Origin of the sequence: Allobosea sp. TWI1241 (assembly GCF_039673065.1) — a bacterium.
Taxonomy (GTDB): Bacteria; Pseudomonadota; Alphaproteobacteria; order Rhizobiales; family Beijerinckiaceae; genus Allobosea.
Window position 1 is genome coordinate 13,647 of the sequence record NZ_JBDJKW010000015.1, and the last position, 25,548, is coordinate 39,194.

At 70.8% G+C, this 25,548-nt stretch carries 24 protein-coding genes; 12 read left to right on the forward strand and 12 right to left on the reverse strand.

The features are described 5' to 3' along the window. The first annotated feature begins 196 nt into the window (after nt 1–196). Complete coding sequence (locus ABE438_RS16910; protein WP_346503831.1) at nt 197–1,591, forward strand: sensor histidine kinase; 1,395 nt, start codon at nt 197–199, stop codon at nt 1,589–1,591. 313 nt (nt 1,592–1,904) lie between these two features. On the opposite strand, the gene ABE438_RS16915 is transcribed toward ABE438_RS16910, so the two are convergent. From ABE438_RS16915 to ABE438_RS16930, 4 genes are all read right to left on the reverse strand, one after another. Next, on the reverse strand, nt 1,905–2,291 hold the full coding sequence (locus ABE438_RS16915; protein WP_346503832.1) for a response regulator: 387 nt from the start codon (nt 2,289–2,291) through the stop codon (nt 1,905–1,907). A 152-nt stretch (nt 2,292–2,443) separates the two neighbouring features. Further along, nucleotides 2,444–2,914 carry a DUF992 domain-containing protein gene (locus ABE438_RS16920; RefSeq protein ID WP_346503833.1) on the reverse strand — a complete coding sequence of 157 codons (471 nt, stop codon included), beginning with the start codon at nt 2,912–2,914 and terminating at the stop codon, nt 2,444–2,446. A 384-nt stretch (nt 2,915–3,298) separates the two neighbouring features. Beyond that, nucleotides 3,299–4,186, reverse strand: coding sequence for an extensin-like domain-containing protein (locus tag ABE438_RS16925; protein ID WP_346503834.1), 888 nt, complete (start codon nt 4,184–4,186; stop codon nt 3,299–3,301). 82 nt (nt 4,187–4,268) lie between these two features. Then, entirely contained in the window at nt 4,269–5,078 is an 810-nt protein-coding gene (locus ABE438_RS16930) for a response regulator (protein ID WP_346503835.1), read from the reverse strand. A 255-nt stretch (nt 5,079–5,333) separates the two neighbouring features. Between ABE438_RS16930 and ABE438_RS16935 the strand changes: the two genes are divergently transcribed. From ABE438_RS16935 to ABE438_RS16945, 3 genes are read left to right on the forward strand one after another with little or no spacing between them, the layout of a single operon-like run. After that, on the forward strand, nt 5,334–5,555 hold the full coding sequence (locus ABE438_RS16935) for a NepR family anti-sigma factor (RefSeq protein ID WP_346503836.1): 222 nt from the start codon (nt 5,334–5,336) through the stop codon (nt 5,553–5,555). Then, nucleotides 5,542–6,102 (forward strand): sigma-70 family RNA polymerase sigma factor, encoded by a 561-nt coding sequence (locus tag ABE438_RS16940; RefSeq protein ID WP_346503837.1) that lies wholly within the window; start codon nt 5,542–5,544, stop codon nt 6,100–6,102. The genes ABE438_RS16935 and ABE438_RS16940 overlap by 14 nt, the downstream gene beginning before the upstream one ends. A 50-nt stretch (nt 6,103–6,152) precedes the next feature. Beyond that, the gene (locus ABE438_RS16945; RefSeq protein ID WP_346503838.1) at nt 6,153–7,865 is read left to right on the forward strand and encodes a sensor histidine kinase; all 1,713 of its coding nucleotides are present in this window, start codon (nt 6,153–6,155) and stop codon (nt 7,863–7,865) included. Here the strand turns inward: ABE438_RS16945 and ABE438_RS16950 are convergent. Then, nucleotides 7,778–8,659, reverse strand: a complete 882-nt coding sequence (locus ABE438_RS16950; RefSeq protein ID WP_346503839.1) for a transglutaminase family protein — start codon at nt 8,657–8,659, stop codon at nt 7,778–7,780. The two genes, ABE438_RS16945 and ABE438_RS16950, sit on opposite strands and share 88 nt — an antisense overlap. 136 nt (nt 8,660–8,795) lie before the next feature. Further along, nucleotides 8,796–9,056 (reverse strand): hypothetical protein, encoded by a 261-nt coding sequence (locus ABE438_RS16955; protein ID WP_346503840.1) that lies wholly within the window; start codon nt 9,054–9,056, stop codon nt 8,796–8,798. Nucleotides 9,057–9,301: 245 nt separating this feature from the next. On the opposite strand from ABE438_RS16955, the gene ABE438_RS16960 reads away from it, so the two are divergent. The 7 genes from ABE438_RS16960 (at nt 9,302) to ABE438_RS16990 (ending at nt 17,477) form a co-directional block, all read left to right on the forward strand. Beyond that, on the forward strand, nt 9,302–10,114 hold the full coding sequence (locus ABE438_RS16960) for a class I SAM-dependent methyltransferase (RefSeq protein WP_346503841.1): 813 nt from the start codon (nt 9,302–9,304) through the stop codon (nt 10,112–10,114). A 44-nt stretch (nt 10,115–10,158) separates the two neighbouring features. Beyond that, entirely contained in the window at nt 10,159–10,719 is a 561-nt protein-coding gene (locus ABE438_RS16965) for an NADPH-dependent FMN reductase (RefSeq protein ID WP_346503842.1), read from the forward strand. 48 nt (nt 10,720–10,767) lie between these two features. Further along, a complete protein-coding gene (gene recQ, locus ABE438_RS16970) occupies nt 10,768–12,606 on the forward strand; it encodes a DNA helicase RecQ (protein WP_346503843.1) in 1,839 nt (612 codons plus the stop codon). A 131-nt stretch (nt 12,607–12,737) separates the two neighbouring features. After that, a complete protein-coding gene (gyrB, locus tag ABE438_RS16975; RefSeq protein WP_346503844.1) occupies nt 12,738–15,176 on the forward strand; it encodes a DNA topoisomerase (ATP-hydrolyzing) subunit B in 2,439 nt (812 codons plus the stop codon). 154 nt (nt 15,177–15,330) lie between these two features. Continuing rightward, the gene (locus ABE438_RS16980) at nt 15,331–16,449 is read left to right on the forward strand and encodes an MBL fold metallo-hydrolase (RefSeq protein WP_346503845.1); all 1,119 of its coding nucleotides are present in this window, start codon (nt 15,331–15,333) and stop codon (nt 16,447–16,449) included. A 2-nt stretch (nt 16,450–16,451) separates the two neighbouring features. Next, nucleotides 16,452–17,129 carry an SCO family protein gene (locus ABE438_RS16985; RefSeq protein ID WP_346503846.1) on the forward strand — a complete coding sequence of 226 codons (678 nt, stop codon included), beginning with the start codon at nt 16,452–16,454 and terminating at the stop codon, nt 17,127–17,129. Between the two features lie 102 nt (nt 17,130–17,231). Further along, nucleotides 17,232–17,477 (forward strand): DUF3297 family protein, encoded by a 246-nt coding sequence (locus tag ABE438_RS16990; protein ID WP_346503847.1) that lies wholly within the window; start codon nt 17,232–17,234, stop codon nt 17,475–17,477. A gap of 23 nt (nt 17,478–17,500) precedes the next feature. Here the strand turns inward: ABE438_RS16990 and ABE438_RS16995 are convergent, their stop codons facing one another. Then, the gene (locus ABE438_RS16995) at nt 17,501–18,037 is read right to left on the reverse strand and encodes a GNAT family N-acetyltransferase (protein ID WP_346503848.1); all 537 of its coding nucleotides are present in this window, start codon (nt 18,035–18,037) and stop codon (nt 17,501–17,503) included. 176 nt (nt 18,038–18,213) lie between these two features. Between ABE438_RS16995 and lepA the strand changes: the two genes are divergently transcribed. Further along, entirely contained in the window at nt 18,214–20,019 is a 1,806-nt protein-coding gene (gene lepA / locus ABE438_RS17000; RefSeq protein WP_346503849.1) for a translation elongation factor 4, read from the forward strand. 154 nt (nt 20,020–20,173) lie between these two features. Here the strand turns inward: lepA and ABE438_RS17005 are convergent, their stop codons facing one another. The 5 genes from ABE438_RS17005 to ABE438_RS17025 all read right to left on the reverse strand — a co-directional run bounded on the left by ABE438_RS17005 (nt 20,174) and on the right by ABE438_RS17025 (nt 25,517). Beyond that, nucleotides 20,174–22,321 carry a protein-disulfide reductase DsbD family protein gene (locus ABE438_RS17005; RefSeq protein WP_346503850.1) on the reverse strand — a complete coding sequence of 716 codons (2,148 nt, stop codon included), beginning with the start codon at nt 22,319–22,321 and terminating at the stop codon, nt 20,174–20,176. Nucleotides 22,322–22,423: 102 nt separating this feature from the next. Then, nucleotides 22,424–23,482 (reverse strand): dTDP-glucose 4,6-dehydratase, encoded by a 1,059-nt coding sequence (rfbB, locus tag ABE438_RS17010; RefSeq protein ID WP_346503851.1) that lies wholly within the window; start codon nt 23,480–23,482, stop codon nt 22,424–22,426. Further along, nucleotides 23,479–24,057 (reverse strand): dTDP-4-dehydrorhamnose 3,5-epimerase, encoded by a 579-nt coding sequence (gene rfbC / locus ABE438_RS17015; RefSeq protein ID WP_346503852.1) that lies wholly within the window; start codon nt 24,055–24,057, stop codon nt 23,479–23,481. Before rfbC ends, rfbB begins: the two co-directional genes overlap by 4 nt. A gap of 64 nt (nt 24,058–24,121) precedes the next feature. Next, entirely contained in the window at nt 24,122–25,255 is a 1,134-nt protein-coding gene (locus ABE438_RS17020) for an anhydro-N-acetylmuramic acid kinase (protein ID WP_346503853.1), read from the reverse strand. A gap of 52 nt (nt 25,256–25,307) precedes the next feature. After that, complete coding sequence (locus ABE438_RS17025) at nt 25,308–25,517, reverse strand: hypothetical protein (RefSeq protein WP_346503854.1); 210 nt, start codon at nt 25,515–25,517, stop codon at nt 25,308–25,310. Nucleotides 25,518–25,548: the final 31 nt, after the last annotated feature.

Genomic DNA, 25,548 nt, shown 5'->3' on the forward strand with positions numbered 1-25,548 from the left:
CGCCGTCCAAGTCTGCCGACACGGCAAGGAGAGAGGTCGACCTGCGCCCGACAGGGCGGAGGTCCGTCCTCCCCGCCGTGAACGCAGCGTCTGCGTCCATGCGGGCTTTTGCCCTTTCGCGAGCGCGGCGCCCCGGCGGCGCGTGGTCGTGCCACGGGACGCCGCGTCGTCCGCCGCTCTCCCCAGGCAGGTTCGCATGAGCGCTTCGGTCCACCGCACCGGAAGGGAGCAGGCCGGCCTATGGAGCCAGCTCGTCGGCAGGCTGAGATCGGTCTCGCTGACCGTCGTCGCCGTCGGCGTCGTCGGCATCGCCATGATCGTCGCGGCCTGGATCAACATCCAGGCCGAGGAGGCCGGCCGTCAGGCGGTGCGCTCGGTCGACATCCGCGAGCGCGCCGAGCGCTTCCTGGTCAGCATGCTCGATGCCGAGACCGGCCAGCGCGGCTTCCTCTTGACCGGCGACGACCGCTATCTCGAGCCCTATGAGCGCGGCCGCGCCAACGCCCTGCCCGATCTCGCCAATATCCAGAGCCTGGTCGAGGGCAATGCCGAGCAGCGCGCGCGGGTCGAAAGGCTGCGCCAGCTCGCCGACCGCAAGCTGCAGGAACTCGACGAGACCGCCAGGCTGATGCGCGCGAACCGGCGCGACGAGGCGGTGGCGCTGGTGCGCCAGGGCGTCGGCCGCAACACCATGGACGAGCTGCGCGACGTGGTCAGCGCGCTGCAGGAGGAAGAGAGCCGGCTGATCGAGGAGCGCAACCGGCTGGAATCGCGCCGGCGCATCAAGGCCAGCATCGGCATCCTGATCGCGCTTGCGGGCCTGAGCTTCATCGCCTGGCGCCAGATCCGCCTGCGCAGCCGGCGCAATGTGCTGCTCTCGACCTCCAACAGCGAGCTGGAGCAGCGCGTCGCCGAGCGCACCGCGCAGCTGGAGAACGAAAGGCTGCGCATCGAATCCCTGCTGCGCGACGTCAATCACCGCGTCGGCAACAACCTCTCCATGGTCTCGGCCCTGCTCAGCGTCCAGAGCCGCCAGTCGCGCGATCCGGCGGTGAAGGAGGCGCTCGGCCAGGCGCAGTCGCGCATCCAGGCGATCGCCGCCGGCCAGCGCCGGCTGCGCCTCGACATCGAGGCCGACGAGATCGAGGCCCGCCCCTATATCGAGGACCTGCTGGCCGAGATCGGCAAGCAGGTCGAGGGCCGCCCGATCACGGTTGCGCTGGAGATGGAGCCGATCCGTCTCGCCGGGCGCGACGCGGTCTCCTTCGTCGTGCTGCTCAACGAGCTCGTCACCAACGCGATCAAGCACGCCTTCCCGGACGGCATGGCCGGCTGCATCACCATCCGGCTGGCGGAGGATCCGGCGGAAGCGACGCTGCTGCTCTCGGTCGAGGATGACGGCGTCGGCATGCCCGCCGAGAAGGCGGTCGAGGGCCTCGGCCAGTCGGTGATCCGCAATCTGCTGCGCAGCATGCGCGCGACGATGGAAACCACAGCGCCGGCCGCAGGCAGCGCGCGGCCCGGCACCTGCATCGCGCTGCGCATCCCGAAGCGGGCACCGCAGCAGGAAGACGGCCAGGCGAGCGCCTGACCGGCGGCCCCGTCACGCATCCCGCCACGGCCGTCACGTCATCGCGGCCATGCTTCGACAACCGCCAGAATCATCACTCGGGGCTTGGCGATCCAGGGCCTGGCGATCCAAGGCTTGGCGATCGGCGCGCGCCTCGTCTCGGCGCCGTGCCCGTCAGGCTCTGCGCGATGCGCGCAAGGCCCGGGCGGAACGCCGCGGCGTGTGGTCTGGCGATGAGGTCGGGGGGGAGAGGGCGCTGCGGGGCCGGCCTGCGGCGGGAGGCGGAGCGCTCGATAGAACTCGGGCCGGGCGGTCGCGGCCGCCGGGCGACGTGTCAGCGTGGCGCGACTGCGGCGTTGACGAAGCTCACCAGCTCGCGGGTCGAGAACGGCTTGCGCACGAAGCGCACGTCGCGAAGCTCGCTGGGGACCTCGCCCGGCGCCGAGCCGGAGACGAAGGCGAGCGGCGTGCCCTTGGCGCGCAGCGCGGCCGCGACACCGAAGGTCTTGCCCCCGATCACGTCGATGTCGAGCAAGGCGCAGGCGATCGGCAGAGACACGACCTCCTGAGCCCGCGACAGCGACTCGACGATGATGGTTTCGGCTCCGTCTCCGAGCGACTCGGACACGGCGGCCTCGATGTCCATCGCGATGAACGGATCGTCCTCGACGATGAGAATTCGAATATCCGACATACCAGCGCTACCTTCCAGCGACACCATCAGGCTCCGTTGTTTCTCCTGCTTTTGGTACCGAACAACGTCCACGCCGAACGTCTTGTTCCGGCCAGGCACGCAACGGCCACGAAACCTGCTGCATTTGACTCAATTTTGAGGCGCGAAGGTTAGCAAACGGTAATCGCAAGGCCGATCCCTCAGCGCGGCCGCCCGGCCCGCACCAGACGCAGATCGAAGGCCGTGACCCCGATCGCGACATTGGCGCCGCGGCGCAGCGGCAGGGCGCGCGGCTCGAGCCGCACCCGCGTGTTGCCGGCGACCAGCGAGGCGCCGCCCGTGGCCGGACGGGCATAGCGCCCGTTCAGCGCGCCGAGCGGGGCGCGGGCATAGACGCCATAGACCCGCCAGGAGGCGAGGCTGCGGCCGACGGCCTTGGGGTCGAGCGCGAAGCTGCGGATCGCCCCGGTATAGATCTGCATCGGGCCGCGACGCGGCCGGAAGCGGCAGGTCAGCGCCCGCTGCGTCGTCACGGCGGCGACGAGGCCGGTGCCGATGCTGCAGGTCAGGGTGCCGGACGGCGTACGGCTCTGGGCCGCCGCCGGCTGCACCGGCAAGGTCAGGCCCGCCAGCATGGCGAGCACTGCGAAAGCTCCGAACGACCGGCCCATGCTGCCTCTCTCCACTCCGAAACCCCGTCAAAACGCGCCAAGCCCCTCATAGTTCCCGCCGCACCGGAACCGCAATCCGGACCTATGCGTTGACGGGGACACAACAGGGACCGCGCTTATGTCGCCACAGGGCAAGACCTCTCGGTCGACAGCCATTCCGTTGCTGCTCGCGCAGCGCGATTGTCCGCCATTCTGGGAGCTGGAACAACTGCTCTCGTCGGGTTTTGCGCTGGATGATGCCTTGCAGGAGCTTTCGCGCCGCCGCGCCGAACCGGGCGAAGGCTTGGCACCTGCTCCGCGATCACAGTGTCGTGCGCGCCAGCGCGCCAGCCTCACACCTTAAGCGCATCCTTCGCGGCGGCGATCCGTCCCGCTGCTTTCTCGCTACTGACAGAAGCGCGAGCGGCCGCTGCCGCGGCGCTGGATGTCGAGATGCAGGTGATCGGCATGGGCGGCGTCGGAGCCCGGCCCCAGCACGGTCGAGAACGCGCCGCAGGCCGCCTGCCTGGCCCCGGCCAGAAAACGCTCCTGCACCAGCCCGCCCGGCTTCGCCACCATGATCTCGCTGCCCGCCCCCTCGCCGGCGAAGCGGAAGGCGAAGATGTCGAGCGCCCGGCCGGTGGCATGCTCGCTCATCGGCGTGCGGGCCTGGCGGTTGCGGCGCCGGCATTCGTGACCGCCGCCGACGCGCAAGGCGATCAGCTCTTGGTTCATCGCGCCGCGCGCCAGCGGCACCAGGGCGGTGTCGGCCCAATGCGCCATGGCGCGCGCCATCTCGCAGGCGACCAGCGGCGGCGGCTCCAGCACCAGCGTGCCCGGCCCGTCCGGACGCCGCACCGCGAGCCGCTCGACCCGGACCGGCTCCTCGACGCGGCAATCGCCGGCCGACGCCGCGAGGTCCTTGGCCGCGACGGGCTGGAGACGATGGCCCTCGGCAGTGAGCCGACGCAGGCACTCGGATAGCGCCGGGCCGTCGCTCGCCGCGGCCGGCTCGGCAGGTTTCGCAGGGGAAGCGGGGGGCGCCGCCTCGGGCTTCGTCGCAGCGGGCGCCGGCGCGGATTCAGGCTGCGGCGTTTCGGGCGGGACTGGCCTGGATACGGATGGTTTGGATGGGGAGCGCTCGGGCGGAGCAGGCCTCGGCGCGGCGCTGGCCGGGCGCTTCGGCGGCAGCGGCGCGGTGACGGTGCGCTCCGTTCCGGCCGGCTGCGCGCCTGCAGGCGTCGCCAGCGCGAGCGCCATTACGAGCAGGCTTCCGGGCAGGACCGGTCTCATGGCGCGTCTCCTCAACCGCCGCGGGGCGGAAAGGAACGCGACGGCGCGCGGGCGGGTTCCCCCGCCCGGCGCGAAGCGAGGCTCAGGCCGCCTTGCGGCTGGCCCGGCGGTCGAAGAACAACGCCTGGCTGATCGCCGCCTTCACCGCCTCGGGCTGGAAGGGCTTGGTGATCAGGAAGGCGGGCTCGGGCCGGTCGCCGGTGAGCAGGCGCTCGGGATAGGCGGTGATGAAGATCACCGGCACGTCGATCGATTCGAGGATCTCGTTGACCGCGTCGAGGCCGGAGCTGCCGTCGGCGAGCTGGATGTCGGCCAGCACGAGGCCGGGCCGCTTCTTCGCTACCAGCTCGATCGCCTCTCGATGGGTGCGGGCGACCCCGGTCGGACGGTGGCCGAGCTCCTCGACCATGGTCTCGATGTCGAGCGCGATGATCGGCTCGTCCTCGATGATCAGCACGTCGGTGGCGACCTGCTCGGCGATCTCCTGGCCGGCCGACTGGACCAGCTCGGACGCCTCCTTCGCCGAAACCGCCATGATCGCGGCGACCTCGTCGATGCTGAAGCCTTCGACGGTGCGCAGCAGGAAGGCCTGGCGCGGGCGCGGCGTCAGCGCGTCGAGATTGCGCTCGGCCGCGGGACGCTCCAGGCTCGGCGCGCTCGCCTGAGCCGCGCTCGACTGGGCGTTCACGCCGATCGAGGACCAGAGCTGCAAGAAGACGCGATACAGGCCGATGCGGGCATCGACATCGCGCGGGAAGGAGGCGGGATCCTCGACGAGCGCTTCGAGCGTCGCGACGACATAGGCGTCGCCGCTGACCTGCGTCCCGCTGAGTGCGCGGGCGAAGCGCCGCAGATAGGGAAGATGCGGCGCGATTTCCTTCGCGATGGACATGGACTGACCCCTTTGAACTTGCGGCAAGAGAGCACCCAAGATACTGTTTTGACAAGATAATTATTTTCGCCGCAAACGGGAACCTTTTCGATTCCCGGCCGTTGTTAGGCCGGATTGGTGTCTGTGCGGGCCTGATGGCCGCCGGACATCGGCGCCGGTGACGCAGGGTAGTGCGGGCCGGCAGGTGCGCATCTGGACGGGGCCACCTGACCCGCGACAGCCGTGCGGGCGGGACGCCTTTGGAGCGAGAACGACATGCGTAATGCGAATGAAGCCCGATCGGGGGCGGACGCCGGGGACGAGGCCGAGATCGTGCTCGACCCCAGGGTTCAGGAATCGATCGGCCGCTCGCTCAAGGCCCATTACGACGACCTCGTCAGCGCGCCCGTCCCGGACAAGTTCCTCGTCCTTCTCGCCCAGCTCGAAGCGACCGAGCAGCGCCTTCCGGCCAAGGACGCAGCCGATGAGCGCGGATGACTTCAAGAACGGGCTCGTCGCCGAGATTCCGAACCTGCGCGCCTTTGCGGCCTCGCTGTCCGGCTCGATGCAGCTCGCCGACGACCTGGTGCAGGACACGCTGCTGAAGGCCTGGGGCAACGCCGAGAAGTTCCAGCCCGGCACCAGCCTGCGCGCCTGGCTCTTCACCATCCTGCGCAACACCTATTACTCGCTCTACCGCAAGCGCGGGCGCGAGGTGCAGGACAGCGACGGCACCTATGCCGACCGGCTGGCGACGCATGGCAACCAGGAAAGCCATCTCGATCTCGCGGATTTCCGCAAGGCGCTGGCCAAGCTCCCCGAGGAGCAGCGCGAGGTGCTGATCATGGTCGGCGCGACCGGCCTTTCCTATGAGGAGACCGCCGAGATCTGCGGCGTGGCGATCGGCACGATCAAGAGCCGCGTCAACCGGGCGCGCTCGCGCCTGGCGGAGCTTCTGTCGATCGGAGGCGCCGACGACCTCGGGCCCGACCGTCGCATCGCGGCGGCGGTGCAACGTGCGGGACCGGAAATCGTCAACGGCTGATCATGGGACTGGCGCGTTTCACGACAGTCCGAGGGCGCCTCCTGGCGCTGATGATCGCGATCGCCCTGCCGATCGCGGCGCTGACGGCGGCCGCCGCCTTCTCGACCTATCGCACCCTGCTCGACGCGATCAGCGTGTCGCAGATGCGCACGGCGGAGGATTTCGCCGTGCGTTCGCGCGTCTGGTATCGCGGCGCGCTGCGCTCGCTGCTGCTGGCCGCCGGCGTCTACGAGCAGGCCTCCCCGGCCGACCGGGCCGCCGGCTGCCCGTCGCTGGGCCCGATCCTGCGCGGCGTCTCCGGCTATTCGGCCGTCTATCTCCATATCGAGGGCCAGCCGGCCTGCTTCGCCACCATCGACGAGGTCGCGACGCGCGCGGAGGTGGAGGGGCTGACCAAGACCCTGCTGCCCATGCCGGTCATCTCGCCCTGGGCCGGCAAGGACATCGCCGAATCCCGCTATGGCGAGGTCGAGATCCGCGGCCGCAGCCATCTGGCGGTGCTGTCGAAGCGCGATGTCGGCGGCCGGCGCGAGACCGGCATCCTGCTGGTCGATCCGCAGATCCTCGCCAATGTCTTCGATCTCGGCGGCGCCGACCCGACGCTGGCGGTCGCGCTCGTCAGCCGCGGCAAGGACGCCGCCATCCTGCGCAGCGGCGGCCCTGACGGCGGAGGCTGGCTGCCGCGCGAGGAACATGTGCCCGCGACCATCGAACGCTGGAGCGCGCCGAGCCGCGACGGCGACCAGCGCACCTATGTCGCCCGCATGGTGGCAGAGCCGGATTTCTACGTGGTGGCGAGCTTCGACCGCACCGCGGAGCGTGCCGCCGTGGTGCAGTTCTACGCGCTGCTGCTGGTGCCGTTGCTGATGCTGATGCTGCTCTGCCTGGTCTATGTCCGGGCGATCGACCAGCATTGCGTGCGCTGGCTGCGCGGCATCGAGGCCGCCGCCCGCTCGCGGGTGCAGGGCCCGCGCACCCAGGCGCCGATCTCCGACACGATGCCCAACGACATCCGCAGCGTGGCGGAGGCGTTCAACACCATGGTCGACGAGCAGGGCGTGCGGCAGCGCCGGCTGCAGACCGCGCTCGACGACAACCGCTTCCTGGTGCGCGAGCTGCACCACCGGGTGAAGAACAGCCTGCAGGTGGTGCAGAGCTATCTCGGCCTGACCAAGCGCCAGCATCGCGGCGAGGCGCGCGCCGTGCTGGCCGACGCCGAATGCCGGGTGCACGTGCTCTCGGCCGCCTATCGCTTCACCCTCGCCGATGGCGAGATGCAGCCGGTCCGGGTCGATCTCTTCCTCGACGACGTGGTCGCGATGATCGGCAGCCTGATCCGCACCGGGGCGCAGGACGTCTCGGCGACGCTGGACAGCCAGGCTTCCCTGCCGATCGACCGGATCATCCCGCTCGGCTTCATGATCGTCGACGTGGTCTCGAGCCGGCTGCGCGGCGGCGGCGATGCGGCGATCGCGATCTCCATCAGCGATGTCGACGCCGCGACCATCGAGGTGGCGATCCGCGCCGACCGCGACAGCGACCCTGTGGTGCTGCCGCGGCTGTTCGCCGGCCTGCTGACCCAGGTCGAGGCGGTGGCCATCCCCTATGAGGCGGACCGGCGCACGCTCGGCGTCTGGCACATCCGCCACAACGCCCCGGAGGCGCCGGCGCGGGTTCAGCGCGCCGCGGGCCCGGGCGGCGAGGCCGGGGTGATGGTGACGCCGACGCTCAAGCCGACGAACGAGCCGGTCGGCCCGACATAGCTGCCCGAGACCGGCGAGGCGTCCTCGGGCACGCGCGCCACGGCGACGCGCAGCAATTGCCGGTCGGCGACGAGGTCGTTGGTCGGGTCGAACTCGATCCAGCCATCACCGGGAATGAAGACCTCCGCCCAGGCATGGGTCAGGCCGACCACCGAGGTCAGCTCCGCCCCGCCCGAGCGCTCGTGGATGTAGCCGGTGACGAAGCGGGCGGCGAAGCCGAGCCGGCGCGCCAGCTCGATGAACAGCCAAGCATAGTCGCGGCAGGAGCCGCTCGCGAGCCGCAGCGTGTCGACCGGATGCTGCGTGCCCTCGTCATAGCGCACCGCATAGCTCAGCTCGGCATAGATCTCGTGCGCCAGCGCGCGCAGCAGATGGCCGCCATGGGGCCGCTCGCCGAAAGCGCGCAGCCAGGCGTCGAGCGCGCCGTCGGGATCGGCGGCGGCATGGTCGAGATAGGGCCGCAGCACCGCAAGCTCGCCGGGCGAGTAGATCACAGGGCCGCCGAGCAGGTCCGGGCCGATGGGGGTATGCGGCAGGGCCGGGCCGAAGCGCTGCACCAGAAGCTCGCTGACGATATCGAGCGTATCCGCCTCCCGGGCGAAGCTCGCCATTGCGACCGAGTTGCCATAGGCGTCGTGCATCCAGCGGAGGCTCGCCGGCGGCGAGAGCGTGATCGCGGTGTCGAGCACGCGCAGGTCGAAGGAATCGCGCGGGCGCAGCATCAGCCGATGCGGGCCGAAGGTCACCGGCACCGCATAGGTGTAGGTCGTCGCGTGACGAATGCGCAGATACATGGCGTCCCCCGTCGAGGCGGCCGCGCAGGTCGCCCTGGCGCGATCGACCTCATGCAAAGAGCCGCCTCGCGGCGGCTCGGTCTTTCACCCGGTCATGTCGGCGTGCGGGCCGGTATCGCGCCCCGCAGCGTCGGGATCAGCGCAGCACGGTCGCGCCGGGGATCCGGGCCTCGATGCGGGCGTCGTCACGCGGCTTGGCAGGGGCGACACGGCTCGCGGCGACCGTGGAGGTCACGGCGACGCCCTCGCGCAGCTTCGCCTGGGCCACGGCGGTCGAGCTCTGGTCGCCCGCGCCCTGGAAAGCGGCGCCGGTGGTCAGCGCGGCGACGAGGAGCCCCATGGCTCCGAAGAAGGTCGCTGCACGCTTGATGGGGGCAAGGCTGGCGGTGGACATCATGCTCTCCCTCATGGCGGTTCGGTGGGTCAACGCCGTCGCGAGGTGCTTGTTCCGATCTGCCGCGGAATCGCCGGAGGCGTGAAAATGGCCGGGCCCGCGCCGGGCGACGGGCAGCTCCGCGCGGCGCCGGGCCAGAAAAAACTGGATTCGCCCGCGCCTTGACCTCATATGGCAGCGGCGTAACGTCACGGTTTCGTCATTCCAGCCGTGGCGGGACCGACGATCGACGACGCAGCCGAGGTTCCATGGTCCAATCCACTCCCGGCCGGCGGCCGCGCGCCGCCTCCCTCGCCGCCCGCCTCGGCTCCTCCTCGATGGCCTCGCGGCTCGAGGACGAGGTCAGGCTGACGGCGGCCGGGCTGGCCGACAGCGTGGCGGAGGCGAAGCTCAAGGTCTCGGCGACGCGCTACAAGGTGGTGGACGAGGTCCGCAACACCGCCGACAAGCTGAAATCGCGGGTGCGCAAGGCGGCCGACGAGGCCAAGGCGAAGCTCGGCGACGATGCGCGCTTCCTGAAATCCTGGATCGATTCCCCCGGCCGCACCGGCGCCGTCGCGCCGTCGAGCCCGTTCCTGGCGCGGCGGATGGCCTCCTTCGTCGATCCTCAGGTGCCCGGCCCCGTGGTCGAGATCGGCCCCGGCACCGGCCCTGTGACCGAAGCGCTGATCGCCCGCGGCGTCGCCGAGGAGCGGCTGGTTCTGGTCGAGTTCAGCCCGGAATTCTGCGAGTTGCTGCGCAACCGCTTTCCGCGCGCCACGGTGATCGAGGGCGACGCCTATGCGCTGTCGCGCACGCTCGCCGACCGGCTCGAGGGCCGCGCCGCCGCTGTCGTCTCCTCGTTGCCCCTGTTCAACCGCCCGCCGCCGGAGCGGCTGCGGCTGGTGCGCGACGCCTTCGACAACGTGCTGACGCCCGGCGGGCCCTTCATCCAGTTCACCTATGCGATGATCTCGCCGATCCCGCGCAAGGGATCGGGGCTGAAGTCGCAGGTCTCCGACTGGGTTCTGCGCAACATCCCGCCGGCCCGCGTCTGGGTCTATCGCCGCCCGGCGGCCTGAACGCCCGGCCCCGACCGTCCCTCCATCCGCCCGGAGCCATCGCCATGCCCAGCATCCTCGTCTTCGCCGGATCCTGGCGGCCCGGCTCGATGAACACCCGCCTCGCCACGCTGATCGCCGGCAATCTCGAGGCGGCCGGCGCGCAGGTGACGCAGATCTCGCTCGGCGACTATCCGCTGCCGCTGATCGACGCGCGCGCCTATGAGAGCGAGCCGCCCGAGGAAGCCCGCAAGCTCGCTGAGCTGGTCGTGGCGCATGACGCGCTGTTCATCGCCAGCCCCGAATACAACGCCGGCTATCCGCCGGCGCTGAAGAATGCGCTCGACTGGGTCAGCATCGCGCGCAAGGGCGGCCCGGCGCTGCGCGACAAGGTGGTGGCGATCGGCGGCGCTTCCGCCGGCAGCCTCGGCACCTATCGCTGCCTGACGCAGCTGCGCACCGTGCTGGAGCTCGGCTTCGGCGCGCTGGTCATCCCCGAAATGCTCGCGGTCAGCGGCGCCGACAAGGGCTATGGCGCCGATGGCGACCTGGCCGACAAGCGGATCGCCGGCATGCGCGACCGGCTGGTGGCGCGGCTGGTCAAGGTCGCGGGCCTCGCCCCCTGAGAGCGCCCGCTCTGGCCTTCGCGGGCCGGATGCGGCACATCCGGGGCCATGCCGACGCCCAGCGAATCACAAGCCCGCGCGCTGCTGAAGTCCGCCTTCGGCTATGACGATTTCCGCCCCGGGCAATGGGAGGTGATCGAGGCCGCGCTCGCCGGCCGCGACGTGTTCGCGGTGATGCCGACCGGCTCCGGCAAGTCGATGTGCTACCAGCTGCCGGCGCTGGCCGCGGGCGGGCTGACTCTGGTGGTCTCGCCGCTGATCGCGCTGATGCGCGACCAGGTCGGCCAGCTGCTGCGCGCCGGCATCCCGGCCGCCTCGCTCAACTCGATGAACAGCGAGGAGGAGGCCGCCCGCGCCTGGGACCTGCTCAACGCCGGCAACCTGCGCCTGCTCTTCGTCTCGCCCGAACGCCTGGCCGGCGAGGGGCTGGTGGCGCGGCTGCGCCGGCTCGGCGTCTCCCGCCTCGCCATCGACGAGGCGCACTGCGTCTCGCAATGGGGCCATGATTTCCGCCCGGAATACCGGCTGCTATCGCGGGTGCGCGAGGCGCTGGGCGACGTGCCCGTCACCGCGCTGACCGCCACCGCCGACCGCCAGACCCGCGACGACATCGTCCAGCAGCTGTTCCCGCAGCCGCCGCAGATGGTGGTGCATTCCTTCGACCGGCCGAACCTCAAGCTCGCCTTCGCGCCCAAGGACCAGCCGCGCCGCCAGATCGACGACTTCCTGAAGATGCACCGCGGCGGCTCAGGGATCGTCTACTGCTCCTCGCGCAGCAAGACCGAGCGGCTCGCCGAGGCACTACGCGAGAAGGGCTGGAAGGCCTATGCCTACCATGCCGGGCTGGAGCAGGAGGAGCGCAACCGCAACCAGGACATCTTCCTGCAGGAGGACGGGGTGGTGGTCTGCGCCACGATCGCCTTCGGCATGGGCATCAACAAGCCCGATGTCCGCTTCGTCGTGCATGCCGACATGCCGGGCTCGATCGAGGGCTACTACCAGGAGATCGGCCGCGCCGGGCGCGACGGGCTGCCGGCCGACACGCTGACGCTCTACGGCGTCGAGGACATGGCGCTGCGCCGGCGGCAGATCGACGAGAAGGCGATCGACGACGAGCGCCGGCGCATCGAGCACCGGCGCCTCAACGCCATGATCGACCTGTGCGAATCGGCGCTGTGCCGCCGCTCGGCCCTGCTGGCCTATTTCGGCGAGGACGTGCCGCCCTGCCGCCACGGCCAGGCGCCGTTCCGCTGCGATCTCTGCGGGCCGGCCGCGCCGGAGCTGGTCGACGCGACGCTCGACGCCCGCAAGCTGCTCTCGGCCGTGATCCGCTCCGGCGAGCGCTACGGCGCCGGCCATCTCGCCGACATCCTCACCGGTTCGGCGACCGAGGCGATCCGCCGCCAGAACCATGACGGGCTGAAGACCTTCGGCGTCGGCTCCGACAAGTCCAAGGGCGCCTGGACGGCGCTCGCCCGCAAGCTCTTCGCCGCCGGCGCCCTCGCCGAGGCCAGCAGCGAGCATGGCGGCTTCCGTTTGACGCCGAAGGGCGAGGACATCCTGTTCGGCCGCGAGCCGATCGCGCTGCGGGTCGACCCGCTGGCGGAACGGCGCGGCCGCCGCGGCCAGCGCGAGGCGGCCCGTGCCGACGGGCTCGACGGCGAGACCGCCGCCCTGTTCGAGCATCTGCGCCAGCTGCGCCTCTCCATCGCCCGCGAGGAGGGCGTCGCCGCCTACATCATCTTCACCGACCGCACGCTGATCGCCATGGCGCGCGAACGGCCGGCGGCGCTGGAGGAGATGCGGGCGATCGAGGGCGTCGGCGAGCGCAAGCTCAGCCAGTACGGCGAGGCCTTCCTCGACGCGATCGCGAGCTTCGCGGGGTAGGATCGGGAACTGCGCCGCCCCTCCCCGCGTACGCGTGCGTGCGCACGTGAAAAAGCCACACCGAAGGCCTATATTCCGCAGGCGAATCAAGATCATCGCGGGCGCGTGCTCGCCCGCCGAAGGACCCGTTCATGAGCGAAGCCGCCCGCAATACCGCCGCCGAGGACTACGGCGCCGATTCCATCAAGGTTCTCAAGGGCCTGGATGCGGTGCGCAAGCGTCCCGGCATGTATATCGGCGACACCGACGACGGGTCCGGCCTGCACCACATGGTCTACGAGGTCGTCGACAACGCGATCGACGAGGCGCTGGCCGGCCATGCCGACATCGTCACGGTGACGCTGAACGCCGACGGCTCGGTGACGGTGTCCGACAACGGCCGCGGCATCCCGACCGATATCCACAGCGAGGAAGGCATCTCGGCGGCCGAGGTCATCATGACCCAGCTCCATGCCGGCGGTAAGTTCGACCAGAACTCCTACAAGGTCTCGGGCGGCCTGCACGGCGTCGGCGTCTCGGTGGTGAACGCGCTCTCGGTCTCGCTGAAGCTGCGCATCTGGCGCGCCGGCAAGGAGCACTTCATCGAGTTCCGCCATGGCGAGGCCGTAGCGCCGCTGGCCGTGGTCGGCCCGGCCGGCGACAGGCGCGGCACGGAGGTGACCTTCCTGCCGTCGACCGAGACCTTCACCATGGTGGAGTTCGACTTCAAGACGCTGGAGCGGCGCCTGCGCGAGCTCGCCTTCCTCAATTCGGGCGTGCGCATCGTCCTGACCGACGCCCGCCATGCAGAGGTGGTGCGCGAGGAACTGATGTACGAGGGCGGCGTCGAGGCCTTCGTGCGCTATATTGACCGCGCCAAGACCCCGGTGGTGCAGCAGCCGATCACGCTGACCGCGGAGAAGGACGGCATCACCGTCGACGTCGCGCTGTGGTGGAACGACAGCTACCACGAGAACGTGCTGTGCTTTACCAACAACATCCCGCAGCGCGACGGCGGCACCCATCTCGCCGGCTTCCGCGCGGCGCTGACCCGGCAGATCACCGGCTATGCCGAGAGCTCCGGCATCGCCAAGAAGGAGAAGGTCTCGCTCACCGGCGACGATTGCCGCGAGGGGCTGACCGCGATCGTCTCGGTCAAGGTGCCCGATCCGAAGTTCTCCTCGCAGACCAAGGACAAGCTGGTCTCCTCCGAGGTGCGCCCGGTGGTCGAGAACATCGTCAACCAGGCGCTGTCGATCTGGCTGGAGGAGCATCCCGGCGAGGCCAAGACCATCGTCGGCAAGGTGGCGGAAGCCGCCGCCGCCCGCGAGGCCGCCCGCAAGGCGCGCGACCTGACCCGCCGCAAGGGCGCGCTCGACATCGCCTCCCTGCCCGGCAAGCTGGCCGACTGCCAGGAGCGCGACCCGGCCAAGTCCGAACTCTTCATCGTCGAGGGTGACTCGGCCGGCGGCTCGGCCAAGCAGGGTCGCGCCCGCGAATACCAGGCGGTGCTGCCGCTGCGCGGCAAGATCCTCAACGTCGAGCGCGCGCGCTTCGACAAGATGCTGTCCTCCGACCAGGTCGGCACGCTGATCACGGCGCTGGGCGCCGGCATCGGCCGGGCCGAGGCCGAGCAGGGCGGCTTCAACCTCGCCAAGCTGCGCTACCACAAGATCATCATCATGACGGACGCCGACGTCGACGGCGCCCATATCCGCACCCTGCTGCTGACCTTCTTCTTCCGGCAGATGCCGGAGCTGATCGAGGCCGGCCACCTCTTCATCGCCCAGCCGCCGCTCTACAAGGCGACGCGCGGCAAGTCGCAGACCTATCTCAAGGACGAGCGCGCGCTCGAGGACTATCTGGTCGAGAGCGCGGTCGACGGCGCGGTGTTCCGCACCAGCGACGGCGTCGAGCGCGCCGGGGCCGATCTGCGCACGCTGATCGAGGAGGCGCGCAATGTCCGCCTGACGCTGGCGCAGCTGCATTCGCGCTACGACCGGCGCGTGGTCGAGCAGATGGCGATCGCCGGCGCGCTGAAGCCGCTCGACGATCTGCCCGAGGCCGAGGCCAACGCCGCCGCGGCGCGCGTGGCCGCGCGCCTCGACGCGATCTCCGACGAGCTGGAGCGCGGCTGGGAAGGCCGCGCCGCCGAGGGCGGCTTCCTGTTCTCGCGCATGGTGCGCGGCGTGAAGCAGGTGGCGACGCTCGACGCCGGCCTGCTCGCCAGCGCCGAGGCGCGCAAACTCCAGGCCGCCGCCGGCTCGCTGCACGAGGCCTATGCCCGGCCGGGCACGCTCAGCCGCAAGGGCGACGACCATGCCGTCAACGGCCCGAGCGACCTGTTCGAGGCGGTCAACGCCATCGGCAAGAAGGGCGTGGCGCTGCAGCGCTACAAGGGGCTGGGTGAGATGAACCCGGAGCAGCTCTGGGAGACCACGCTCGACCGCGACGTGCGCTCGCTGCTGCGCGTGCGCGTCGACCAGAACCAGGAGGCGGACGATCTCTTCGTCAAGCTGATGGGCGACGTGGTCGAGCCGCGCCGCGAGTTCATCCAGACCAACGCCCTCAACGCGACGGTCGACATCTGAGACGCCGCCGGCAGCGGACTTCGTCCCCGCTGCCGGCGCCGCGCAGGCCGATCCTTCTCAAGGCCCTGCGATATAAAGAAAAACCCCGACCGCCCTCTCCGCTACCATGGCTTTCGCGGCGCCTGAGGCCGCGGGCATGGGGAGTGTGGACGAGATGGCGAAGGACATCGCCCGTCGCGGGTTTCTGACGGGGACGGCCGCCCTGGCGGCCAGCGCGGCGACAGGGTTCGCCTGCGTCGAGATCGCCAGCGCGGCGCCGATCACGGTGCCGACCGTCGACCGGCTCGACATGCGCGTGCTGATCGATTCCGCCCATGACCAGTTCCTCAAGCCCGCGACCGTGCAGGGCGTGCGCCATCTGCCGCCGGGCTCCGGCCGCGGCGCCGACTACCGGCAGGTGCTGCACAACCAATGGGGGCTGTCGCTCTTCCTGCAGACGAAGCGGGCGGAGGAGGAGCGCGCCATCCTGCTCGATTTCGGCTACAGCCCCGACGCGCTGCTCAACAATATCGACATCCTCAAAGTCGACGCGGCGCGCATCGACGCGCTGATCGTGAGCCACGGCCATCACGACCATTACGGCGGGCTGACCGGCTTCCTGGCCAAGTATCGCGAGCGGCTCTCGCCGGAGCTGCGGCTCTATGCCGGCGGCGAGGACAATTTCTGCCATCGCGTCAGCCCGACGCCGGTACAGGGCCAGTTCACCGATTTCGGCCAGCTCGACCGGCGTGAGCTCGCCGCCCACAAGGTCAAGACGGTGCTGTGCGAGACGCCGACCGTCGTCGCCGGCCACGCCTTCACCACCGGCCAGATCAAGCGCCGCTCGCTGGAGCGGATGCTGCCCAACACCTTCGTCGAGCGCGGCATCAAGGACGGGCTCGGCTGCGACGCCACCCATTACAGCGCGGCCGAGCTGCAGGGAAAGATCGTTCCCGACGAGCATGTCCACGAGCACGCCACCTGCTTCGCCGTGAAGGGCAAGGGGCTGGTGGTGATCAGCTCCTGCGGCCATGTCGGCATCGTCAATTCGGTGCTGCAGGCGCAGGAGGTCTCCGGGATCGAGAAGGTCCACGCCATCGTCGGCGGCTTCCATCTCGGCCCGGCGCCGAAGGACTATTTGCGGGAGGTCGTCGCCGAGATCGGCCGGCTGAAGCCCGACGTCGTCATCCCGATGCACTGCTCCGGCCTGAACTTCGCCCTCGAGGCGCAGGCGCAATATCCCGAGAACGTCATCGTGCCGACCACCGGCAGCCGCCTGGTCTTCGGAGCCTGAGCATGGCCGCGCCGCGCACCGGATACGGGCTGCCCGCCGCCCGCCATGGCGGGCTGGCACGGCTGCTGCTCGCGGCCGCCTTCCTGCTGCTGTTTGCCGTGGTGCTCGCCCCGCCCTCGCGCGGCGAGGCGCCGCGGCGCTCGGCGGCCGAGTTGATGGACGTGCTGATGTGGGATCGCGAGCCGGTCGGCGGCCCGTTCGCGCTGACCGACCAGACCGGCACGCCGCGCACCGAGGCCGACTATGCCGGCCGCTTCCTGCTGGTCTATTTCGGCTTCAGCTACTGCCCCGACATCTGCCCGACCGACCTGTTCCAGATCGGCCGGGCGCTCGACGCCCTCGGGCCCGAGGGCGAGGTGATCCAGCCGCTCTTTGTCACCCTCGACCCGGAGCGCGACACGCCGGCGCATCTGGCGGAGTACCTGCCGCTGTTCCATCCGCGGCTCGTCGGGCTGAGCGGCCCGGCCGAGCGCATCCGCGCCGTCGCCGACGCCTACAAGGTCTATTACCGCAGGGTCGAGACCGGCGGCGGCGACTACACGGTCGACCATTCGGCCTATGTCTACCTGATCGATCCGCAGGGCCGCTATCTCGGCTTCTTCCCGCCCGGTACCGCGGCGGAGCGCATGCTGACCATCATCCGCCCGCATCTGGCGCGGGCAAGGGAGGCGGCGCGCTAGCGCGGGTCGGCCCGCCGGATTTGGCGCTGCGGCCGTCTGGCGGTATTGAGCCGGGCATGTGCCGCCCGGCACGTTTCCCTCCGCCAGATCCGAGCGACATCCATGAGCGACACCCTGCCCGACCGGCTCTCGGTCAACCCGAACAGCCCCTTCTACGACGAGGAGGTCCTCGCCAGGGACATCGGCGTGCGCTTCAAGGGCGTCGACAAGACCAATGTCGAGGAATACTGCGTCAGCGAGGGCTGGGTCCGCCTGACCGCCGGCAACGCCAAGGACCGCCACGGCAACCCGATGACGGTCAAGCTCAAGGGCACGGTCGAGCCCTATATCCGCGGCAAGGCCGAGTAAGGCTAGGCGGGCGCGCGGCCGGCTCAGCCCGCCGCGCGCAGGTCCTTGTAGAAGAAGGTCGAGCCGCAGTCCCGCCCGTCCGGCATCAGGGCGTAGCGCGGGATCGTGCCGGCCTCGTGCCAGCCCAGCCGGTTGTAGAAGGCGCGGGCCGGCGAAGCCTCGTCGGTGTCGAGCACCAGCAGGTCGCGCCCCAGCGGCGCGGCCGCCGCCTCCACCGTCCGCATCAGCGCCGCGCCGATGCCCTGCCCGCGCGCCGCGGAGTGCACCAGCACCTTGGCGACCTCGGCGCGATGGCGCTGGTTGGCGCGGGCGATCAGCTGCAATTGCGCCGTGCCGACCATCACGCCGCCGGCATCATGCGCCGCGAACAGCAGGGTGCGCCCGGCCGCGACCTCGGCGGCGACCGCGTCCCAGAATCGCGCCAGATCGGCGGGCTCGCTCCAGCTCATGAATCCGACCGAGGCCCCGCCGGCGACCGCGTCGGCGAGGAGCCGCGTCAGCGCCGGCCTGGCGGCCTGCGCGTCCGCGGCGTCCAGCCTGGTGATGGCGATCCCGTCCATGCGCTGCGCCTTCCATCGTCGGATTATCCACTATAAGAGATTATTTTCTGCCATGATGGAGTCAAGCGGGACAAAGCCGCCGCAGCGCCGGATTTCCGCCGCTTGCGCCCGCCTGCGCCGCGCGCCGTCGCGCGCAAGCCCTTGGCGGCACACGCGGGCACTGCTATGGCCCGCCCATGAGCACCCGCAGCTTCGACAACATCCGCAACTTCTCGATCGTGGCCCATATCGACCACGGCAAGTCGACGCTCGCCGACCGGCTGATCCAGCTGACCGGCACCGTCGCGGCCCGCGACATGAGCGACCAGATCCTCGACTCGATGGACATCGAGAAGGAGCGCGGCATCACCATCAAGGCGCAGACGGTCCGGCTGGACTATCTCGCCAAGGACGGCAAGAGCTACGTCCTCAACCTGATGGACACGCCCGGCCATGTCGACTTCGCCTATGAGGTCTCGCGGTCGCTGGCGGCCTGCGAGGGCTCGCTGCTGGTGGTCGACGCCTCGCAGGGCGTCGAGGCGCAGACGCTCGCCAACGTCTACCAGGCGCTCGACGCCAACCACGAGATCGTCACCGTCCTCAACAAGGTCGACCTGCCGGCCGCGGATCCGGAGCGGATCAAGGAGCAGATCGAGGACGTGATCGGCCTCGACGCCTCGGAAGCGGTGGCGATCTCGGCCAAGACCGGCCTCAACATCGAGGGCGTGCTCGAGGCGATCGTCGCCAAGCTGCCCGCGCCGAAGGGCGATCCCGACGCGCCGCTGAAGGCGATGCTGGTCGACAGCTGGTACGACGCCTATCTCGGCGTCGTCGTGCTGGTGCGCATCATCGACGGCGTGATGAAGAAGGGCATGACCATCCGCATGATGCGGGCGAACGCCAGCTACGGCATCGACCGCGTCGGCGTGTTCAAGCCGAAGATGACCGAGGTCAAGGAGCTCGGTCCCGGCGAGGTCGGCTTCTTCACCGCCTCGATCAAGGAGGTGGCGGACACCGCCGTCGGCGATACCATCACCGACGACAAGCGCCCCGTCGCCGAGCCGCTGCCGGGCTTCAAGCCGGTGCAGCCGGTGGTGTTCTGCGGCATCTTCCCGGTCGACGCCGCCGATTTCGAATTGCTGCGCGGCGCGATGTCGAAGCTGCGCCTCAACGATGCCAGCTTCTCCTACGAGATGGAGACGAGCGCCGCGCTCGGCTTCGGCTTCCGCTGCGGCTTCCTCGGCCTGCTGCATCTGGAGATCATCCAGGAGCGGCTGGAGCGCGAGTTCAACCTCGACCTGATCTCGACCGCCCCCTCGGTCGTCTACCATCTCAAGCTGCGCGACGGCTCGGTGCTGGAGCTGCACAACCCGGCCGACATGCCGGACGTGATGAAGATCGAGGCGATCGAGGAGCCCTGGATCCGCGCCACCATCTTCACGCCCGACGAATATCTCGGCTCGGTGCTGAAGCTCTGCCAGGACCGCCGCGGCCTGCAGATCGATCTCGGCTATGTCGGCGCGCGCGCCAAGGTGGTCTACGACCTGCCGCTCAACGAGGTGGTGTTCGACTTCTACGACCGGCTGAAGTCGATCTCGAAGGGCTACGCCTCCTTCGACTACCAGATCACCGATTATCGCGAAGGCGACCTGGTGCGCATGTCGATCCTGGTCAATGCCGAGCCGGTCGACGCGCTCTCCATGCTGGTGCACCGGACCCGCGCCGAATCGCGCGGCCGCGCCATGTGCGAGAAGCTCAAGGAGCTGATCCCGCCGCACATGTTCCAGATCCCGGTCCAGGCGGCGATCGGCGGCAAGATCATCGCCCGCGAGACCATCCGGGCCCTGCGCAAGGACGTGACCGCCAAGTGCTATGGCGGCGACGCCACCCGCAAGCGCAAGCTTCTGGAGAAGCAGAAGGAAGGCAAGAAGAAGATGCGGCAGTTCGGTCGCGTCGAGATTCCGCAGGAAGCCTTCATCGCCGCCCTCAAGATGGACGATTGAGGCCAGCTGCGCCCGCTGGGCGCAGGACTGCCTGAGCCCCCCGCCACGTCTTCCGGATCGCCGCACGCCCGAGAGGGCGCGGCGCGGCGATCCATCGCATCAGCGTCGCATCGGCTGAGGCCGGAAAGGGACCTGCCCTTTCGTGTGCGGTGATTCAGCGCCCGGCCTGCGCCGTCCTGCCTTCGGCCGCGCGCTCGGCGGCGGCGACCACCGTGTCGGCGGTGAGCAGCTGCGGCAGGATCTCCGCCGGGGCGCCGGCCCGGCCCGGATAGGCGAGGTAGAGCGGCACGCCGGCGCGACCGTGCTCGCCCAGGGCCGCGGCGATGGTCGCGTCGCGATTGGTCCAGTCGGCCTTGAGATAAACCACGCCGAGCCGGGCGAACGCGTCCTTCACCTCCTGCCGCGACAGCGCCACGCGCTCGTTGGCGAGGCAGGTGATGCACCAGGCCGCGGTGAAGTTGACGAAGACCGGCTTGCCCTGCGCCTGCAATTCGGCGACGCGCTGCGGCGTCCAGGCCTCGCTGCCGCCGCGCGCGCCAGCGGCCGGGGCCGGCACGGCCGTATCGAGCACGAAGGCGCCGACGCCGAAGGCGAGCACGAGGCCGAGCCCGAGCGCCGAGAGCCGCAGGCCGCGCCCGCGCGCGCGGGTGACGCCGAGCAGCCAGACCGCGAAGCCGGCGACCAGGATCGCGACCAGCGCCGCCAGCGCGCCGCCGGCCCCGGCCTGCACCGTCGCGACCCAGATCAGCCAGATCGCGGTCGCGAACATCGGGAAGGCGAAGGCCTGCTTCAGCACCAGCATCCACGGGCCGGGCCGCGGCAGCAGGCGCAGCAGCCCCGGCGCGAAGGAGAGCGCCACCACCGGAGCGGCGAAGCCGAGCGCCAGCGCCAGAAAGACCGCGAGCGCGAGCGCGGGCGGCTGCGTCACGGCATAGCCCATCGCGGCGCCCATGAAGGGGGCGGTGCAGGGCGTCGCCACCACCACCGCGAGTGCCCCGGTGAGCAACGCGCCGGCCGGGCCGTTGCCGGTGGCGACGGAGCCGCCCAGCCCCTGGATGCGTCCGCCGACCTCGAAGGCGCCGAGCAGGTTCAGCCCGATCAGCACCATCAGCACCGCAAGCCCGATCACCAGCGGCGGCGATTGCAGCTGGAAGCCCCAGCCGGCGCCGAGCGCCACCACGAGCCCGGCCAGCGTCAGGAAGGTCGCGACCACGCCGGCGAGGAAGAGCAGCCCGTGCAGGCGCAGCGTCGCGCGGCTCGCCTGCGCCATCTGGGCGAAGCCGAGCGCCTTGATGAACAGCACCGGCAGCACACAGGGCATCAGGTTGAGGATCAGCCCGCCGGCGAAGGCGAAGCCCAGCGCGATCCACAGCGTCAGCGTCTCGGCCGGCGGCGGGGGCGGCAGGGTGGCGACCGCCGGGGCCCTGGCCTGCGGGCCTGCGGCAAGCAGGGCCGGCTCCGCGGTCGCGGCGAGCAGCAGCGCGCGGCGCGTTCCGTCCTGGGTGAAGGTCAGCACGCCTTCCTGCTCCGCGCCGTCGAGCTTGAAAGCGTCCGAGCGCTTCAGGGCGAGCGTGCCGCCGTTCAGCAGCTGCGGCGCCGAATGGTCGATCAGCGTGTCGGTATGCGGGAAGAAGAAAACCTCGCGCGCGCCTTCGGGCAGGCCGGGCAGGGTGAGCGACAGCCCGTCCTCGCCGGTCGCGGCGAGCGCGGCCGTGAAGCCGGCCGGCCGCGGCAGGGCGGCCTCGGCGGCGGCGATGCGCGTCGCGGCGGCCTCGTCGACCACCGATGCGCTCTCGACCGGCAGCGACAGGGCGAAGCTGCCCTCCTCGGGAATGCAGATCGTCTCGCAGACCAGCCAGCTCGCCTTGGCCCGGATCCGCAGCGTCTCGCCGGGGCGCAGGCTCGCGGGCACGCTGATCTCGACCGGCAGGACGACCTCGCCTTTGAAGCCGAAATTCACCAGCGGCGGGAAGGGGATCGCCTCCGGCGCCGGCCATTGCAGCGGGCCGGCGGTCACGCCCGGCGGCAACTCCCAGTCGATCCGCGTCGGCTCGCCGGAATCGCCGGGATTGCGCCAGTAGCTGTGCCAGCCCGGGGCGAGGCGCTGCACCAGCGCCATGCGGAAGCGCTCGCCCGGCACCACCGCGTCGCGGTCGGCGATCAGGGTGGCGGTGACGCGCGGCGTCATGGCCGGGGCGGATTCCGCCGCGGCGGCGAGGCCGGGCACCAGCAGCGACAGGCCGAGCGCGACGCCCCGCAGGGCGGTGCGCAGGCGACGGAGGGAGGCGGCGGGCGCGATCATGGCCGTGTCATGCGCCCTTCGGCCCCGCTTTGCCAGTGACAAGCCGGTGAGAGCGGCGCGAGGTCGCAGGCGCGGCGAGGGCGGGCGCGGCGGCCGGCCATCTCAGCCCGCCCCGAGCCGCTCGCCGCGATAGACGCCGCTGCGGATGCGCTGCCACCAGTCGCGATGCGCGAGATACCAGGCGACCGTCTGGCGCAGCCCGCTCTCGAAGCTCTCCTGCGGCCGCCAGCCGAGCTCCCGCTCGATATGCGAGGCGTCGATCGCATAGCGCCGGTCATGGCCCGGCCGGTCGGCGACGAAGCGGATCAGGTCGGTGCGCGGGCCGATCGCCGGGTCGGGGGCGAGCTCGTCCATCAGGGCGCAGATCGCGGTGACGACCTCGAGATTGCTGCGCTCGGCCCGGCCGCCGACATTGTAGCTCTCGCCGGGGCGGCCGCGCTCGGCGATCAGCGCGAGCGCGCGGGCATGGTCCTCGACATGCAGCCAGTCGCGCACATTGGCCCCGTCGCCATAGACCGGCAGCGGCGCGCCCTCGAGCGCGTTGAGGATCATCAGCGGGATCAGCTTCTCGGGGAAGTGATAGGGCCCGTAATTGTTGGAGCAGTTGGAGAGCAGCACCGGCAGCCCGTAGGTGTGGTGCCATGCGCGGACCAGATGGTCAGAGGCCGCCTTCGAGGCCGAATAGGGCGAGGTCGGCTGATAGGGCGAGCTCTCGGTGAAGAGCCCCTGCGCCCCCAGCGAGCCGAAGACCTCGTCGGTCGAGACATGGTGGAAGCGGAAGCCCGCCCGCTCCGCCTCCGGCAGCGCCCGCCAGTGGCGCAGGCTCTCCTGCAGCAGCACGAAGGTGCCGCCGATATTGGTCTCGATGAAGGCGGCCGGCCCGTCGATCGAGCGGTCGACATGGCTCTCGGCGGCGAGGTTCATCACCACGTCGGGGCGGAAGGCGGCGAAGGCCCGGCGCATCGCCTCGGCGTCTCCGATATCGGCCTGGAGGAAGGAAAAGCGCGGATCGCCGTCGACCGGCGCGAGATTGTCCAGATTGCCGGCATAGGTCAGCTTGTCGACCACCAGCACGCGGTGCGGCGTCTGCGCGATCAGATGGCGCACCACGGCCGAGCCGATGAAGCCGGCGCCGCCGGTGACCAGATAGCGCCGGCTCATGCGGGATCTCCGGCGCGGAAAGGCGTCTGGAAGCCGGCGAGGCCCGGCAGGGCGCGGTCCTTCTCCGAGAGCTGTGCGGCGTCGCGGGCCACCGGCCAGTCGATCGCCAGCGCCGGATCGTCCCAGGCGAGGCCGCCCTCGCAATCGGGCGCATAGGGGCCGTCGACCTTGTAGGCGACCTCGGTATCGGGTTCGAGCGTGCAGAAGCCGTGGGCGAAGCCGCGCGGCACGAAGAGCTGCTCGGCGCCGTCGGCGCTGAGACGCGCCGCGCACCAGCGCCCATAGCTCGGCGAGCCGGCGCGCAGGTCCACCGCGACATCGTAGACCGCGCCGCGCAGCACGCGCACCAGCTTGGCCTGCGCCGCCGGCGGGCGCTGGAAATGCAGGCCGCGCACCACGCCGGGCGCGGCCGAGAGCGACTGGTTGTCCTGCACGAAGCGGGCGGCGATGCCGGCGGCGGCGAAGGCCTCCTCGCTCCAGGTCTCCATGAAGTAGCCGCGCGCGTCGCCGAAGCGGCGCGGGCGCACCAGCACGACGTCCGGGATCGACAGGGGCTCGAAGGCGAACTTGCTCATGCCCCTTCAAAGCCCGGCCGGGCGCCGGCCGTCAACGGGGCGGGCGGTCAACGGGTGCGGGCCGTTACCGCGCGCGGGCGATACGCCCGCCGCTCATCGGCGCCGGGACGCCGGTGGTCAGGGGGAAGCTGATCGGCAGCCCGGCCAGCCGGCGCATGGCGAGGAAGGCGAAGCACTCCGCCTCGATCGCGTCGCCGCGCCAGCCCACCGCCTCCGCCGGCACCGCCTCGGCACCGCTGCGGGCGGCGAGCGCCGCCATGATCGCCGGGTTGCGCCGGCCGCCGCCGCAGACGATCAGCCGGCGCGGACGCACCGGAAGCAGGTCGAGCCCGCGCCCGACCGTGCCGGCAGTGAAGGCGGTCAGCGTCGCAGCGCCGTCCTCGAAGCAGAGCCCATCGGCCATGGCGGCGGTGAAATCGTGCCGGTCGAGCGATTTCGGATAGGGGGCGGCGAGATAGGGATGGTCGAGCAGGCGGGCCAGCCGCGCCTCGTCGACCCGGCCGGCCAGAGCGAAGGCGCCGTCGCGATCCATCTCGCCGCGGCCGTGCCGGCCGATCCAGTCGTTGAGCGGGGCGTTGCCCGGGCCGGTGTCGAAGGCGAGGATGCGGCCCTGCGCGTCGAAGGCGCTGAGATTGCCGACGCCGCCGAGATTGAGCACGGCCGTCTCCGGGCCGCCGCCGAGCCCGGCGAGCAGCGCGGCGTGATAGCTCGCCGCCAGCGGCGCGCCCTGCCCGCCGGCGCGGACGTCGTCGCTGCGGAAGTCGTAGACCACGTCGATGCCGAGATGCCGCGCCATCAGGGCGCCGTCGCCGAGCTGGCGGGTGTCGCCGCGCCGTCCCGGCGCGGGCGCGCGGTGCAGCACGGTCTGGCCGTGGAAGCCGATCGCCGCGACCTCTTCGCGCGCGATGCCCTCAGTGGCGAGGAAGGCGGCGACCGCCTCGGCCTGCGCCAGGGTCAGCGCCTGCTCGGCCTCGGCGAAGAGCGCCGGCTCCGGCCCCTCGAAGCGCCAGTCGCGGGCGGCCGCGACGGCGCGGGCGAGCAGCTCGCGTACTTCCGGCCGGTAGGGCGAGAGCCGCCACGGGCCGAAGGCGGCGACGCCCTGCCCGTCGGTGCGGATCGCCGCGATGTCGATATTGCCGTCGAGGACGGTGCCGGTCATCAGGCCGACGGCCCAGGCCGATTGGCTGGCGGGCTGCATGGACGCTGCGCCTTTGTTCTCGTGCGCTCCCGCGGGGGAGCGGCGCGGCGGATCAGCCGGCCATCAGCGCGGCGTCATAGGCCTCGCGCAGCATCTCCTCGCACTGGCGGGCCTGCTCGCGGGCGCCGTCGTGCAGGATATGGGGCGCGATGTCGCGCAGGTCCCGCAAGGCGAAGTCGACCGCCGAGAGCAGGTCGAGCACGTCGCCATGGCTCTCGACCAGCGGCTGCTTCAGAGGACGGAACTGGAGGACCTGGCCCATTACGCTTCTCACGAACTGCACGAATCGCTTC

What these genes read in the sequence shown, in the direction of transcription:
- ABE438_RS16910 (WP_346503831.1), top strand. Translation starts at nt 197, where the DNA reads ATGAGCGCTTCGGTCCACCGCACCGGAAGGGAGCAGGCCGGCCTATGG.
- ABE438_RS16915 (WP_346503832.1), bottom strand. Translation starts at nt 2,291, where the DNA reads ATGGTGTCGCTGGAAGGTAGCGCTGGTATGTCGGATATTCGAATTCTC.
- ABE438_RS16920 (WP_346503833.1), bottom strand. Translation starts at nt 2,914, where the DNA reads ATGGGCCGGTCGTTCGGAGCTTTCGCAGTGCTCGCCATGCTGGCGGGC.
- ABE438_RS16925 (WP_346503834.1), bottom strand. Translation starts at nt 4,186, where the DNA reads ATGAGACCGGTCCTGCCCGGAAGCCTGCTCGTAATGGCGCTCGCGCTG.
- ABE438_RS16930 (WP_346503835.1), bottom strand. Translation starts at nt 5,078, where the DNA reads ATGTCCATCGCGAAGGAAATCGCGCCGCATCTTCCCTATCTGCGGCGC.
- ABE438_RS16935 (WP_346503836.1), top strand. Translation starts at nt 5,334, where the DNA reads ATGCGTAATGCGAATGAAGCCCGATCGGGGGCGGACGCCGGGGACGAG.
- ABE438_RS16940 (WP_346503837.1), top strand. Translation starts at nt 5,542, where the DNA reads ATGAGCGCGGATGACTTCAAGAACGGGCTCGTCGCCGAGATTCCGAAC.
- ABE438_RS16945 (WP_346503838.1), top strand. Translation starts at nt 6,153, where the DNA reads ATGATCGCGATCGCCCTGCCGATCGCGGCGCTGACGGCGGCCGCCGCC.
- ABE438_RS16950 (WP_346503839.1), bottom strand. Translation starts at nt 8,659, where the DNA reads ATGTATCTGCGCATTCGTCACGCGACGACCTACACCTATGCGGTGCCG.
- ABE438_RS16955 (WP_346503840.1), bottom strand. Translation starts at nt 9,056, where the DNA reads ATGATGTCCACCGCCAGCCTTGCCCCCATCAAGCGTGCAGCGACCTTC.
- ABE438_RS16960 (WP_346503841.1), top strand. Translation starts at nt 9,302, where the DNA reads ATGGTCCAATCCACTCCCGGCCGGCGGCCGCGCGCCGCCTCCCTCGCC.
- ABE438_RS16965 (WP_346503842.1), top strand. Translation starts at nt 10,159, where the DNA reads ATGCCCAGCATCCTCGTCTTCGCCGGATCCTGGCGGCCCGGCTCGATG.
- recQ (WP_346503843.1), top strand. Translation starts at nt 10,768, where the DNA reads ATGCCGACGCCCAGCGAATCACAAGCCCGCGCGCTGCTGAAGTCCGCC.
- gyrB (WP_346503844.1), top strand. Translation starts at nt 12,738, where the DNA reads ATGAGCGAAGCCGCCCGCAATACCGCCGCCGAGGACTACGGCGCCGAT.
- ABE438_RS16980 (WP_346503845.1), top strand. Translation starts at nt 15,331, where the DNA reads ATGGCGAAGGACATCGCCCGTCGCGGGTTTCTGACGGGGACGGCCGCC.
- ABE438_RS16985 (WP_346503846.1), top strand. Translation starts at nt 16,452, where the DNA reads ATGGCCGCGCCGCGCACCGGATACGGGCTGCCCGCCGCCCGCCATGGC.
- ABE438_RS16990 (WP_346503847.1), top strand. Translation starts at nt 17,232, where the DNA reads ATGAGCGACACCCTGCCCGACCGGCTCTCGGTCAACCCGAACAGCCCC.
- ABE438_RS16995 (WP_346503848.1), bottom strand. Translation starts at nt 18,037, where the DNA reads ATGGACGGGATCGCCATCACCAGGCTGGACGCCGCGGACGCGCAGGCC.
- lepA (WP_346503849.1), top strand. Translation starts at nt 18,214, where the DNA reads ATGAGCACCCGCAGCTTCGACAACATCCGCAACTTCTCGATCGTGGCC.
- ABE438_RS17005 (WP_346503850.1), bottom strand. Translation starts at nt 22,321, where the DNA reads ATGATCGCGCCCGCCGCCTCCCTCCGTCGCCTGCGCACCGCCCTGCGG.
- rfbB (WP_346503851.1), bottom strand. Translation starts at nt 23,482, where the DNA reads ATGAGCCGGCGCTATCTGGTCACCGGCGGCGCCGGCTTCATCGGCTCG.
- rfbC (WP_346503852.1), bottom strand. Translation starts at nt 24,057, where the DNA reads ATGAGCAAGTTCGCCTTCGAGCCCCTGTCGATCCCGGACGTCGTGCTG.
- ABE438_RS17020 (WP_346503853.1), bottom strand. Translation starts at nt 25,255, where the DNA reads ATGCAGCCCGCCAGCCAATCGGCCTGGGCCGTCGGCCTGATGACCGGC.
- ABE438_RS17025 (WP_346503854.1), bottom strand. Translation starts at nt 25,517, where the DNA reads ATGGGCCAGGTCCTCCAGTTCCGTCCTCTGAAGCAGCCGCTGGTCGAG.